The following is a 12,373-nucleotide window of genomic DNA, read 5'->3' as shown; positions in this document are numbered from 1 at the left end:
CCGCTGTCGCGGGTACGGACGACGCCCGCCGGCCCTCCTCTTCGACGACCACTGGAAGGAAACTTGCGCATGCCATTAATCGGACGGGTACCGGTTCTTGCGGGGATCGCGGCCGGGATGCTGGTACTGGCCGCGACACCGGCCGCGGCGGCCCAGAGCCGCACCCTGACGCTGGAGGCCAGTGACCCGCTGGCGGCGAAGGCCTTGCAGATCTGCTACGACGTGCACCAGATCTCGCCGATGCCCTACTACGAGAACGACTGCAGGATCAGCTACGCCCCCTCCTCCTACCAGGCCGCCCCCGGGCCGGAGCACCAGGTGGGCGACCGCGTCCTCAACTACGCGTCCACCACGGTCACCCACACCCTGGCCTGGTCGGACACGGTCACGAGCTCGGACAGCTTCGAGGTGAGCTCGTCGGTGAAGTCCGCCGTCTGGGGCGCGGCGGAGGTCGCGGTGACCGCCAAGTACACCAAGACGTGGACGCGGTCGAGCACCGCCTCGCAGACGAACAGCCTGCCGGTTCCGGCCTGCAACGTGGGCTGGTTCAGCAGGGCGGCGGAGATGGGCACTGCCACCGGTGACCTGCGGCTCGACTTCGAGGCGGACACCAAGATCAGGAGCGGTACCAAGAAGAGGTACCGGCATGTCGTCGTCAAGAACAGTGTCTTCAGCGCGCCCACCGGGAAGAACGACCTGCTCATCGCCCGCTCCCGAGCGATGACGGCCGAGGAGCGCACCGGCTGCGCCTCCTGATGTCGGACGACCGCCCGCCGCCGGGGAGCCTCCCGGCGGCGGGCGGTCGGCGGAGGACCCGGCGCAGGCGTCCACCGCCGGACCCTGCCCCGCGGCCCGTACGACGTCCGCCGGCCCGGTGCGTGGTGCCCGTCACGTCCGGGCACGTCAGGGGCGCGGGTCCGGGGGCGCGGCCGGTGACAAGCCGCACAGGGCAAATCGGACATACTAGGGGGTTTCGTAGATCGATAAGGCCCTTCCGGAGGGGTTGAGCCCCTGGAGAACCCCGTCAACGGGACATATCACCCTGGCGCGCCTACGAGCCCCGGTAGTAAACGAGGACGTTTGGGGAACTCCGGACATCCGGGTTACCAAAGATGAGCCCACCCGGCACATGGCTGAGCGTGCCGGGTCACTTCATGCCCGAGACGGGCGTGAACGCCCCTGTCCCCGGCCCCGGAGGTCTGCTCTATGTCCGCGAAGCGCGTCATCGCCCGTTCTACCCGTATCACCGTCGGCGCAACCCTCGGTGCTGTGCTGGCTCTCGGGGCCGGGACGACCGCCGCCTTCGCCGACGCCCCGCAGGCGGCTCCCGCCGCCGGTGCCGACGCCGCCGCGGCGGCGAAGAAGAAGGCCGGGCTGTGGGACAAGCCGCTGGAGAAGTACACGCTGTCCGCGACCTTCGGCAAGGGCGGCAGCATGTGGGCCCGCAAGCACTCCGGCCAGGACTTCGCCGTCCCGGTCGGCACCCCGGTGAAGGCCGCGGCCGCCGGTGTGGTCGTCAAGGCCGGCCCGAACGGCGGCGGTGACGGTCCCGCCTACGGCAACGCCATCGTCATCAAGCACGCCAACAACACGTACTCGCAGTACGCGCACCTGTCGAAGATCCAGGTCAAGGTCGGCCAGAAGGTCGCCGTCAAGCAGCGCATCGCCCTGTCCGGCAACACCGGCAACTCCAGCGGTCCGCACCTGCACTTCGAGATCCGGACCACCCCGAACTACGGTTCCGCCCTCAACCCGGTGGCCTTCCTGCGCACCAACGGCGTCACCATCTGACCCGTACCGAACACGTCGTGACCACGCCGACCGGCCCGTGAGGCCGGTCGGCGTCGCCGTGTCCGGGCAGGTCCGGGCAGGTCAGGGCAGGTCAGGTGAGCAGCCAGCCGTGGGTCGGCTTCGGCGCCGGCGAGAGCTTGCCCTGCTTGTAGCCGGCGGCCTGCTCCTCCGTGAACGCCATGTCGTAGACCTTGACGTTGTGCAGGCCGCCCTGCCACGGCCCGGTCCAGATGTTGTGGTGTCGGGACCGGCCGAGCTGGAGCGGGCCGGGCGCCTGCCAGATGGGCGGCACCTCGGTCTCACCGGCCTTCTTGCCGTCCACGTAGAGGGCGATCGCCTTCTTCTCCGCGTCGTACGTGGCCATCAGCAGGGTGGGCGTCTTGAAGACCTCCAGCCCCTCCGCCGTCACCGTCCGCGTGGTCGCGGCCGCGCCCTTGTCGCCCGTCTGGACACGGAAGATCCAGGCCTTCTTGCCCTTCACCTCGTTGACGCCCAGCTCGAAGGAGAAGGACTCCCCGTCGCCCTGGCTCATGACGATCCGCGATCCCTTGCTCGCGGAGCTGTAGGCGCGCGCCGTGAGCGTGAAGCTCTTGGTGACGTCGACCACCGGCTCGGCGGACTGGCCCCAGGAGTTCCCGTTGCCCCTGCCGACGACCTGGAAGCGCTTGCCCAGCGCGCCGACCTTCAGGTCGGAGCCCAACCGGATGCCGGTCTGGCCGTAGCTGTCGCGCAGCAGGGTGTCGTCACCCGCCACGGTGGCGGTGTACGCGGTCGGTGACTTGGAGTCCTCCGGCTCGGGCGAGACCGAGACCGTGGCCGAGGGCTGGGCGTCCTGCGCGTCGTCGCCGCGCATCAGGAAGAACGTTCCACCGCCGGCGAGGAGCGCCAGCACGGTCACCGTGCCACCCAGCATCCACAGCTTCTTCCGGCGCCGCTCGGCATCGGAGCGCTCGGCCATGGCCTCCCAGTCCGGCTGCTGCGCCGCACCGGGTATGTCCGGGCCGGCCAGCCTCGTGAACCCCGGCGGGCCGGGCTGCTCGGGCTGGCTCGGAGTGCCCGCGGGCTGCCACTGCTGACCGCCCGGGTCCTGCTGGTAGGGGTTCGGCTGCTGCCCGGGGTGCGGATAGCCGTAGCCGCCGCTGCCGGCCGGATGGCCGTAGCCGCCGCCGGCCGGGTAGCCGTAACCGTCCCGGGCGGGCGGTCCCGGCGGGAACCCGTAACCGCTGCCGGGGGCGGGATCGGGCTGAGGGCTGCTCGGGGGATTCGTGCCGTCGGTCATGGCAGGGAAGCCTAGGACACGCACCTCGGGCGGGTACGGCCCGGTGCCCCTCCCTCAGCCCGGCGGCAGCTTCAGGACCGGGAAGCTGCCCGTCGCCGTCGGCGCGTGCTCCGGCAGCCACAGCACCGCGACGGCTCCGGCCGCCCCGCCGTCGGGCGTGCCCGGCGCCGTCACCGAGCGGTCCAGGACGCCCGGAGCCGCCACGTTGCGGAACGTCAACCGGGCGCCCAGCACCCGTGCCTGGCCCTCCGCGATGGTCAGGCCCAGCCCGTGCCCGACACCCGCGCGGTCCGTCGACCCGGTGCGGAACCGGCTCGGCCCCTCGCGCAGCAGCGCCTCGGGGAAGCCCGGCCCGTGGTCGCGGACCCGTACCACCCGCCCTTCGACGTCGACCTGGATCGGCTGCCTTCCGTACCGGGCGGCGTTGGCGAGCAGGTTGCCCAGGATCCGCTCCAGCCGCCGAGGGTCGGTGCTGACGACCTCGTCCGCGACGATCCGTACGGTCGCCTCCGGCATCAGCGCCTTCACGCGCCGGCTCACGAACTCGCCCAGTGCCACCTCCTGGAGCTCCGCCCGCTCCGAGGCGCTGTCCAGCCGGGCCACCTCCAGCACGTCCTCGACCAGCGCGCGCAGCGCCTGGGCACGGTCCCGGACCAGCTCCGTCGGCCGCCCCGGGGGCAGCAGTTCGGCGGCGGTGAGCAGGCCCGTCACCGGTGTCCGCAGCTCGTGCGCGATGTCCGCGGTCACCCGCCGCTCGGCCTCCAGCCGCTGCTGGAGCGCGTCCGCCATGGCGTCCACGGCCCGCGCGAGGTCGTCCGTCTCGTCGCGGACGACGCCGCCGACCGCGTCCCGCACCCGTACGTCGGGATCGCCGTGCGCCACCCGCTGGGAGGCCGCCGCGGCCTTGCGCAGCCGGCGCGAGATCTGGCCGCCGATCAGCACGCCGAGCGCCGAACCGGCGACCACGGCCGACAGACCACCGATGACCAGGGCCCGGTCCAGGTCGTTGAGCAGGTTCGTGCTCTCCCGGAAGGGCGTGTGCAGCGACAGCACCATCCCGTTCCCGAGCGGTACGGCGGCCCACACCTCGGGCAGCCCGTGCGGATGCTCCTGGATATAGGTCCCGCGCCGCCCCGACTGCGCCTTCTGCCGCAGCTCGGCGGGCAGTTCGGGGTCATTGAGCTTGGCCCCCATGGGGGGCTTGCGCCCGGCTTCGGCGTTGCGGGAGATGAACTGCACGCGCTCCAGCTGGACATCGCGCGCGCTCTCCAGCATCGAGACACGGGCCGCGCTGTGCACCACCAGACTCAGTGCGATCGTGACGAGGGCGCCCACGGCGGCGATGGCGAGCGTGATCTTCCAGCGGATCCCCGTACGGAGGGTGAACCGTCTCATGCTTTCAGCTTGTATCCGAAGCCCCGGACCGTTTCGATCCGGTCCTGTCCGATCTTGGTGCGCAGGCGCTGGACGTGGACGTCCACGACGCGCGTGTCGCCGCCCCAGTCGTAGTCCCAGACCCGCTCCAGGAGCCGGTCCCGCGACAGGACGGTGCCGGGCGCCGAGGAGAACTCCAGCAGCAGCCGCATCTCCGTCGGCGTCAGCGCCACGGGGGCGCCCGACCTGCGCACCTCCATGCCCTCGGTGTCCACTTCCAGGTCGCCGAAGGAGAGCACCCCGCGCTCCGCGTCCGGGTCGTGGTCGGAGCCGCCGCCGGCGCCGTTGTGCGGGCCTCCCGAATGGTCGAAGCGGCGCAGCACGGCGCGGATGCGGGCGACGAGCACCGAACCGTCGAAGGGCTTGGTGACATAGTCGTCGGCGCCCGCCTCCAGGCCCAGCACGACGTCGATGCTGTCGGCGCGCGCCGACAGCATGATGACCGGGACGGTGGACTCGTCACGGATGCGGCGGCACAGGCTCACGCCGTCCATGCCGGGGACCATCACGTCCAGCAGGGCGATGTCGGGCCGGCGAGCGCGAAACGACTCCAGGCCCGACAGGCCGTCGGGCATGGCCGTGACCGTGAACCCGTCGCGCTCCAGCGCCAGGGTCGTGGCCTCACGGATGACGTCGTCGTCCTCCACGAACAGGACATGGGTCTCGGCCATGCGCAAGCCTCGCCTCGTTCTTCTTGCTCAGTGCTCAGTTCTTCTGACTCGTGGCCGGGGCGGGCTGGGCTCCGCCGTCGACCACGTTGCTGTACTCCGAGTGCACCCGGTCCTGCTCGGTGAACTCCTCTCCGTTCCAGCGGTACGTGACCACGTCCTCGCCGGACGGATAGGCGAGCGCGTCGCTCTTCCCGTAGACCTGCTTCGTGACCACCAGATCGCCCCGGTCGATCTCCGCGTAGACGGGGGGCTGTTCGTCCGCGAACACATTCTCGTACGTGCCGCCGTCCGCCCGGTACACGTAGGAGCCGCGGCCCAGGGCGTCGGCGCAGGACAGCACGTTCACGACGATGTCCGCGACGGGACCGCCGGTGACCTTCCCGTAGCTGACGTCCACCGGGTACTCCTTGCCCGTGCAGGGCTTGAGGTCCCGCTTGACCTCGGAGCTGACCTTGGGGTCCGCCATGAGCAGCGCGACCGGATCCACCTTCTTGAAGGGGGTGCCGGACGCGGAGGCAGGAGAGGTGCCCGAGGAGGGGCCGGACGGCGCGGTCCTGGAGATGGTGTCGGTGCGGGCGGGGCCGCCGTCGCGCAGACCGGTGCCGCCGGTGGCGCAGCCGACCGCGAACACGGCTGTGCCGACGAGGATGATGGTCCCCGCCGACATCAGCACCAGACTTCCCCTTCCCCCGAACACGGGGGGAGAGCTTCTGCCCTTCAGATCTTGGCCGTTCAGGCCGCGCACCGCTCACGCCCCTCGTACCTCATGGTGTGGTCACCGCGCTCCAGCGCACGCAGGTCCAGGTCCCGGCTCTCCAGCTCCTGCCGGAGCCGGGCCAGGGCGCGGTGCAGAGTGCTCTTCACGGTTCCCGCCGACATTCCGAGCGCCGCGGCCGTCTCCTCGGTGCTCATCTGCTCCCAGTGTCGCAGGACGACCACACTGCGCTGCTTGGGCGCGAGCACCTTCAGGATGTCCATCAGCAGGGCGCGGTCGGCGCGCTGGTCGGAACCGTCCTCGACGGACGCGTCGGGGAGCTGCTCGGTGGGGACCTCTTCGAGCTTGCGGGCGCGCCACCACTCGGTACGAGTGTTGATCATGACCCGGCGGAGGTAGGCGTCGGCCAGAGACTTGTCGGCGATCCCGTCCCAGCGGCCGTAGGTGCGCACGAGGGCCGTCTGGAGGAGGTCCTGGGCGTCGGTGGGGTCCGGAACCAGCCGCCGGGCACTGCGCAGCAGCGCGTCCTGCCGCGTGCGTACGTACTCCTCGAACCCGAGCACCTCGCCCTGCGCCTGCGCCATCTTGGACCGCCTCCCGTTCCGTCCCACCACTCCACCGCTGTCTTACGGGGACGACGGTACGGAGGGGTTGTCACGGGCCTGTGCGAGCCAGCCTGCGGTGGGAACACGGACACCCATAGGTTGTGTAACAGTGCCTGTGAGCTGGGGTTTCCCGGCAACAAGCGGAATTGCCGACTCAGCTTCGAGGGCGGCTACGGGGGGTGGCGGACCGGTGCACGGTCCGTTCGCGAACCGTCCCGTGCGCCGTCCGCCACCTCTGCGGGCACCTCTGCGGTCAGGGCTGCGGGCGCGTCTGCGGCAGCCGGTACAGGCCGCCGCCGAGCGGCTCCACCAGCCCGTCGGACACCAGCCCGTCGAGCGCGCGGGCCCGCTGCACCGGCTCGTTCCAGACAGTGTCGAGCACGGCCTGCGGAACGGGGCCCACCGCCTCCCGCAGGACCGCCAGGAGTTTGCCGCGCACCTGCCGGTCGGTCCCGGCGTACGTCTGCCCGCGCCGCGGCGGCCCGTCGTGCGCCGGCTTCCCGGCCAGACGCCACGCGCACTGTCCGGCTACCGGGCAGCGCGTGCAGTCCGGACTCTTCGCGGTGCACACGAGCGCGCCGAGCTCCATCGAGGCCGCCGCCCAGCGGGCCGCGGTGGTCTCGTCCTGCGGCAGCAGTTCGCGGGCCAGGCGCCGCTCGGCGGCCGTGGTCGCGTTCGGCGGGTACTCGACCCCGGTGGCGGCGCGCGCGAAGACCCGCCGGACGTTGGTGTCGAGGACGGCGTGCCGCTGCCCGTACGCGAAGGAGGCCACCGCCGCCGCGGTGTACTCGCCCACCCCGGGCAGTGCGAGGAGCTGTGCGTGCTCCCGCGGTACGTCGCCCCCGTGCCGCTCCGTTATCGCGGCGGCCGCGCCGTGCAGCCGCAGGGCCCGGCGCGGGTAGCCGAGCCGTCCCCAGGCCCGTACGGCCTCACCGGGGGCCTCGGCGGCCAGGTCGGCGGGGCGGGGCCAGCGGGCGAGCCACTGCTCGTAGACCGGTAGCACCCGGCTGACCGGGGTCTGCTGGAGCATGAACTCGCTGACCATGACGCCCCAGGGGCCGGCCTCGGGGCGGCGCCAGGGCAGGTCGCGGGCGTGCTCCTCGAACCACGAGATGACGGGGGAGTGCAGCGGGTGGGAGGTGCCGGCGGGCACGTCGCGGGAGTCCTCGGGGGACAGGTCCGGCGACACGTCGGGGGAGGAAGGAGGGGATGCAGTCATGGCAGACGGCATCCTGGCACGTTTCGGACCCCGGGGGAGGACTCACCGCTCGGTCCCGGCCCGGTCAGCAGGACACCGGCCCGCATCCCGCCCGCCCGCACCGCGCGGACGCCCGCGGCCGCCGAACCGGTCAGCGCCAGGACGACGAGGGCGGCGACCGAACCGCCCAGCAGCAGGCCCAGGGCCACGTCGTGCGGGTAGTGGACACCGACGAAGACCCGGGAGAAGGCCATCAGCAGGGCGAGCGGCACCACCAGCGGCGCGAGCCGGCGCGCGGCCATGACCAGGGCCACGGCCGCGGCGCCCGCGATGGCCGCGTGGTTGCTGGGGAAGGACCCGTCGCCCGGCGGCGGGCACCCGACCAGTGAAGCCGCCGCGCCGGCGACCGCGCGGCACGGACGCTCCTCGTCCACGGTGGCCTTCACGGCCTCAGAGGCGGCGTAGGCGACGACGGTGGCCGTCGGCGCGAGGAGGGCCAGTGCCACCGCCCGGGCGTCGCCCCGGCCGCGCGCCCGCCACCAGAGGGCGGCGAGGAGCGCCCCGAAGAGCCAGAGGCCGTACCCCGTCCAGAGTTCGAAGGCCCGCTGCACCCACAGGGGCGCGGAGTGGGCGAAGCCGGTGACGGTGCGGTAGAGGCCGGAGGTGTCCATGGGTACCGAACGTACCGAAACCGGACTCATCTCCATGTAAGCCCTTTGGCCGGTTCCCGCCCGTTCCGGTTGGGCCCGCAGGATGATCATCGGCAAATCAAGTCCGCTGCGCGGCATGTGGGGCACTGATCGGGCCGCGAACCTTTGTAAGGTTCCGTTCGTGGGATCTCTGCGCAATCCGGTCGGGCCGCTCCCCTCCTCCATCTACTGGCGACGGAGGGCTGTGCTGGCGTCCGTCGTCGCGCTCCTCGCGCTCCTCGCCGTATGGACCGTCAGTTCCGGCGGGGGGAAGACGAGTACGAACGGAAAGGGCGGGGGGCGCCCCGATCCCGTCACCTCCATCACCCCGGGCCCGGCCGGCACCGGCCCCGCCATCAGCGCGGCCCCGGGCGGACGGCCCGAGTCGGGCGGCGGTGGGACCACCGGCTCCGAGGGCGGCCCGGGCGGCGGCGCGGGCAAGAACGGCGAGCCGGGCAGCGGCAGCGCCACGGGCGGGGGTTCGGGCTCCTCCGGCGGCGGCGCGGGCGGCCCGGCGGCGGTCCCCGCGGACTCCCCGCTCCCCACGTGCGCGACGTCCGCGCTCCAGTGGGAGGTCAGGAGCGCGAAGAACGAGTACGAGGCGAACGAGAAGCCCCGCCTCGAACTGGTCGCCCGCAACATCTCCGGAACCACCTGCAAGGTCGATCTCGGCCCGAAGCAGGCCGTCCTGACCATCCTTCAGGCCAGTGGCAACAAGGCGGTGTGGTCCTCGGCGGACTGCCCGACGGGTGCCGGCAACGTCTTCTTCCGGCTTCCCGCACAGGGCGAGACGAAGCATTCGCTGGACTGGGACCGCAGGTTCAGCGCGGCCGGCCAGTGCCAGTCGCCCCCGGCGGGTTCCGCGCCCCCGGACACCTACGTGGTCGAGGTCAAGTCCCCCGGCATGCCGGTGGCCCGCACCTCGTTCGTCCTCAAGCAGGACTGACCGGCGCCGACCAGCGGCGTTCTTCCTGTACCGGCCGTGGCCCTCCGCTCGGCCCCGCGCCGCACCGGACGCCGCGGCCCGGCAGGCCATCGCGGTCACCCGCGCCAGGGCGCGGCCTAGACGTAGCGCTCCAGGATGGACGATTCGGCCAGGCGGGACAGGCCCTCGCGGACGCTCCGTGCGCGGGCCTCGCCCACCCCGTCCACCGCCTGCAGGTCGTCGACGCTCGCCGCGAGCAGCTTCTGCAGACCGCCGAAGTGCTCCACCAACCGCTCGATGATCGCGCCCGGCAGCCTCGGCACCTTCGCCAGCAGCCGGTAACCGCGGGGCGACACCGCCGAGTCCAGCGTCTCGGGCGAGCCCGTGTACCCCAGTGCCCGCGCCACGATGGGCAGTTCCAGCAGCTCCGGGTGGGTCAGCGCGTCCAGCTCCGCCAGCGCCTCGTCCACCGTGCGGGAACGCTTCGCCGTCGGCTCCGGCACGTAGTCGCGGATGACCAGCTCGCGCTCCTGCTCGATCCCCACCGTCAGCTCGTCCAACTGGAGGGACAGCAGACGCCCGTCCGTGCCCAGTTCGACCACGTACTCGGCGATTTCCGTCGCGATCCGGCGGACCATTTCCAGCCGCTGTGCGACCGCCGTCACGTCACGCACCGTGACCAGGTCCTCGATCTCCAGCGCCGACAGCGTGCCCGCGACCTCGTCCAGGCGCAGCTTGTACCGCTCCAGCGTGGCCAGCGCCTGATTCGCCCGGGAGAGGATCGCTCCGGACTCCTCCAGGACCCGCCGCTCCCCGTCCACGTACAGTGCGATCAGCCGCATCGACTGCGACACCGACACCACCGGGAAGCCGCACTGCTTCGACACGCGGTCGGCCGTGCGGTGGCGCGTGCCCGTCTCCTCCGTGGGGATCGAGGCGTCCGGCACGAGCTGCACACCGGCGCGCAGGATCTTGGTGAGGTCCTTGTCGAGGATGAGCGCGCCGTCGAGCTTGCACAGCTCGCGCAGTCTGGTCGCGGTGAACTCCACGTCCAGCACGAAGCCGCCCGTGCACATCGCCTCGACGGCCTTGTCCATGCCCAGGACGATGAGGCCGCCGGTGTTGCCCCGCACGATCCGCTCAAGGCCGTCGCGCAGCGGCTGACCAGGTGCGACCGCGCTCAGCGAGGCGCGCATGAGGGCGTCGTGCCTGGAGCTCGCGCCGGACTTCCCGGGTGCTGATGCCCCGTCCTTGGCTGCCACTGCACTCCTCCGGTCGCGGGTTGCGCCGCTCGGCACGGGGGCACGAGGACGTGCGCACGGCCGGGCGGACCAGCCCAAAGTCTACCGGCGCGTGCTGCGGCCCCACCGGGGCTTGGCCAGGTGGGGCCCGGTGGGGGGCCGCGCGGCCCCCCTGACCAGCGTGGCGACCGGCCGGTCGGACGGGCCGATCTTGGCGGTCCGGCCGGTTCGATCATGCTCGGCCGTGAGTACGGCGGGCTGTGAGCAAGGCGGGCTGTGAGCCCGGCCGGTGGTCCGGCCCCTCGGGCAGGGCTGCTCGGGCACGGCCTACCTCGCGGCCCCGGCCCCCGCCCGCTCGCTGCTCTCCTTGCTCTCCCTGGCCGCCGTACGGGAGCGCCCGCGCGGCAGCACCCGCAGCGCGTCGCCCATGTCGGCCACTTCGGTGACCTTCATCCCCGGTGGCACCTTGCCCGGGTCGGTCGGCACCAGCGCGTGGGTGAAGCCCAGCCGGTGCGCCTCCGCCAGCCGCCGCTGTACGCCCGTCACCCGCCGCACCTCGCCGGCCAGGCCGACCTCGCCGATGGCCACCAGGTTCTTCGGGAGCGGGACGTCGCTGGCGGCGGACGCCAGCGCGAGCGCGATCGCCAGGTCCGCGGCCGGCTCGGTGAGCTTCACACCGCCCACGGTGGCGCTGTAGATGTCGCGTTTGCCGAGCGCGGTGATCCTGCCGCGCTGCTCCAGCACCGCCAGCATCATCGAGACGCGCGAGGTCTCCAGGCCCGAGGTGGTCCGCCGGGGGGAGGGGATCTGCGAGTCGACGGTCAGCGCCTGCACCTCGGCGACCAGTGGCCGCTTCCCCTCCAGGGTGACGGTCAGGCACGTTCCCGGGACGGCCTCGGCACGCCGGGTCAGGAACAGCCCGCTCGGGTCGGCCAGCCCGGTGATGCCCTCGTCGTGCAGTTCGAAGCAGCCGACCTCGTCGGTGGCGCCGTACCGGTTCTTCACGCCGCGCACGAGCCGTAGCCGCGCGTGCCGGTCTCCCTCGAAACTCAGCACCACGTCGACGAGGTGTTCCAGGAGCCGGGGGCCGGCGATGGCCCCGTCCTTGGTGACGTGGCCGACGAGCAGGGTGGCCATGCCCCGCTCCTTGGAGGCCCGGATCAGCGCGCCCGCCACCTCCCGCACCTGGGCCATGCCGCCGGGCGCGCCGTCGATCTCGGGGGAGGCGACGGTCTGTACGGAGTCCAGGACGAGCAGGGAGGGCTGCACGGCGTCGAGGTGCCCGAGCACCGCGGACAGGTCGGTCTCGGCCGCGAGGTACAGGTGGTCGCTCAGCGCGTTGATGCGGTCCGCCCGCAACCGGACCTGGCTCGCCGATTCCTCACCCGTCACGTACAGCGTGCGGTGCGTGTCGCTGGAGGCCTTCGCCGCGACGTCCAGCAGCAGCGTGGACTTCCCCACGCCGGGCTCGCCGGCCAGCAGCACGACGGCGCCGGGCACGAGCCCGCCGCCCAGGACGCGGTCCAGCTCGTCCACACCGGTGCTGCGCGCGGTCGCCGTCCGCCCGTCGACCTGGGCGATCGGCAGCGCGGCGGTCGACACCCGGCCGGCCGCGGTGGTCCGTACGGCGGGTGCCCCCATCTCCTCGACGGTGCCCCAGGCCTGGCACTCGGGACACCGGCCGAGCCACTTGGCCGTCGTCCAGCCGCACTCGGTGCAGCGGTAGGACGGTCGGTCCTTGGCGGATGAGCGAGAGGTGCGGGCAGCCATGCGCTCACGGTAGCCGCCCGCACCGACAGCCCGGTCCGCGGTGCCGGTCCGGGCA

The 12,373-nt window shown here is 72.5% G+C and carries 12 protein-coding genes; 3 read left to right on the top strand and 9 right to left on the bottom strand.

What is annotated here, in order from left to right; translation table 11 throughout:
* Positions 1-69 precede the first annotated feature (69 nt).
* Entirely contained in the window at positions 70-756 is a 687-nt protein-coding gene (locus ACFW2G_RS24955) for a hypothetical protein (protein ID WP_157840232.1), read from the top strand.
* A 450-nt stretch (positions 757-1,206) separates the two neighbouring features.
* Positions 1,207-1,791 (top strand): M23 family metallopeptidase, encoded by a 585-nt coding sequence (locus tag ACFW2G_RS24950; RefSeq protein WP_037921230.1) that lies wholly within the window; start codon positions 1,207-1,209, stop codon positions 1,789-1,791.
* Between the two features lie 91 nt (positions 1,792-1,882).
* On the opposite strand, the gene ACFW2G_RS24945 is transcribed toward ACFW2G_RS24950, so the two are convergent.
* The 7 genes from ACFW2G_RS24945 to ACFW2G_RS24915 form a co-directional block, all read right to left on the bottom strand.
* Positions 1,883-3,070, bottom strand: coding sequence for a LamG-like jellyroll fold domain-containing protein (locus ACFW2G_RS24945; RefSeq protein ID WP_384585034.1), 1,188 nt, complete (start codon positions 3,068-3,070; stop codon positions 1,883-1,885).
* Positions 3,071-3,124: 54 nt separating this feature from the next.
* Positions 3,125-4,465 (bottom strand): two-component system sensor histidine kinase CseC, encoded by a 1,341-nt coding sequence (gene cseC / locus ACFW2G_RS24940; protein ID WP_037921232.1) that lies wholly within the window; start codon positions 4,463-4,465, stop codon positions 3,125-3,127.
* Positions 4,462-5,175 carry a two-component system response regulator CseB gene (gene cseB, locus ACFW2G_RS24935; RefSeq protein ID WP_037921234.1) on the bottom strand — a complete coding sequence of 238 codons (714 nt, stop codon included), beginning with the start codon at positions 5,173-5,175 and terminating at the stop codon, positions 4,462-4,464. The genes cseC and cseB overlap by 4 nt, the downstream gene beginning before the upstream one ends.
* Positions 5,176-5,209: 34 nt before the next feature.
* Complete coding sequence (locus tag ACFW2G_RS24930) at positions 5,210-5,842, bottom strand: hypothetical protein (RefSeq protein WP_037921601.1); 633 nt, start codon at positions 5,840-5,842, stop codon at positions 5,210-5,212.
* Positions 5,843-5,907: 65 nt separating this feature from the next.
* On the bottom strand, positions 5,908-6,474 hold the full coding sequence (locus tag ACFW2G_RS24925) for a SigE family RNA polymerase sigma factor (RefSeq protein ID WP_384454799.1): 567 nt from the start codon (positions 6,472-6,474) through the stop codon (positions 5,908-5,910).
* Between the two features lie 274 nt (positions 6,475-6,748).
* Positions 6,749-7,714, bottom strand: coding sequence for an A/G-specific adenine glycosylase (locus ACFW2G_RS24920; RefSeq protein ID WP_037921238.1), 966 nt, complete (start codon positions 7,712-7,714; stop codon positions 6,749-6,751).
* Positions 7,711-8,364, bottom strand: coding sequence for a phosphatase PAP2 family protein (locus ACFW2G_RS24915; protein WP_384454794.1), 654 nt, complete (start codon positions 8,362-8,364; stop codon positions 7,711-7,713). Before ACFW2G_RS24915 ends, ACFW2G_RS24920 begins: the two co-directional genes overlap by 4 nt.
* Positions 8,365-8,524: 160 nt before the next feature.
* Here ACFW2G_RS24915 and ACFW2G_RS24910 point away from each other — a divergent pair, with 160 nt between their 5' ends.
* Positions 8,525-9,328: a hypothetical protein gene (locus tag ACFW2G_RS24910; protein ID WP_384454791.1), complete on the top strand. Its 804-nt coding sequence runs from the start codon at positions 8,525-8,527 to the stop codon at positions 9,326-9,328.
* A 116-nt stretch (positions 9,329-9,444) separates the two neighbouring features.
* Here the strand turns inward: ACFW2G_RS24910 and disA are convergent, their stop codons facing one another.
* Together disA and radA are read right to left on the bottom strand one after the other, a co-directional pair.
* On the bottom strand, positions 9,445-10,569 hold the full coding sequence (gene disA, locus ACFW2G_RS24905) for a DNA integrity scanning diadenylate cyclase DisA (protein WP_037921241.1): 1,125 nt from the start codon (positions 10,567-10,569) through the stop codon (positions 9,445-9,447).
* A gap of 306 nt (positions 10,570-10,875) precedes the next feature.
* Complete coding sequence (gene radA / locus ACFW2G_RS24900; RefSeq protein WP_037921243.1) at positions 10,876-12,318, bottom strand: DNA repair protein RadA; 1,443 nt, start codon at positions 12,316-12,318, stop codon at positions 10,876-10,878.
* Positions 12,319-12,373: the final 55 nt, after the last annotated feature.

Origin of the sequence: Streptomyces sp. NPDC058880 (assembly GCF_042742535.1) — a bacterium.
Taxonomy (GTDB): domain Bacteria; phylum Actinomycetota; class Actinomycetes; order Streptomycetales; family Streptomycetaceae; genus Streptomyces.
This window is presented reverse-complemented; position numbering and strand designations above follow the sequence as displayed.

Coding starts and splice junctions, on each gene's coding strand:
- ACFW2G_RS24930 (WP_037921601.1), bottom strand. CDS start 5,842: ATGTCGGCGGGGACCATCATCCTCGTCGGCACAGCCGTGTTCGCGGTC.
- ACFW2G_RS24925 (WP_384454799.1), bottom strand. CDS start 6,474: ATGGCGCAGGCGCAGGGCGAGGTGCTCGGGTTCGAGGAGTACGTACGC.
- ACFW2G_RS24915 (WP_384454794.1), bottom strand. CDS start 8,364: ATGGACACCTCCGGCCTCTACCGCACCGTCACCGGCTTCGCCCACTCC.
- ACFW2G_RS24920 (WP_037921238.1), bottom strand. CDS start 7,714: ATGACTGCATCCCCTCCTTCCTCCCCCGACGTGTCGCCGGACCTGTCC.
- radA (WP_037921243.1), bottom strand. CDS start 12,318: ATGGCTGCCCGCACCTCTCGCTCATCCGCCAAGGACCGACCGTCCTAC.
- cseB (WP_037921234.1), bottom strand. CDS start 5,175: ATGGCCGAGACCCATGTCCTGTTCGTGGAGGACGACGACGTCATCCGT.
- ACFW2G_RS24955 (WP_157840232.1), top strand. CDS start 70: ATGCCATTAATCGGACGGGTACCGGTTCTTGCGGGGATCGCGGCCGGG.
- cseC (WP_037921232.1), bottom strand. CDS start 4,465: ATGAGACGGTTCACCCTCCGTACGGGGATCCGCTGGAAGATCACGCTC.
- ACFW2G_RS24945 (WP_384585034.1), bottom strand. CDS start 3,070: ATGACCGACGGCACGAATCCCCCGAGCAGCCCTCAGCCCGATCCCGCC.
- ACFW2G_RS24950 (WP_037921230.1), top strand. CDS start 1,207: ATGTCCGCGAAGCGCGTCATCGCCCGTTCTACCCGTATCACCGTCGGC.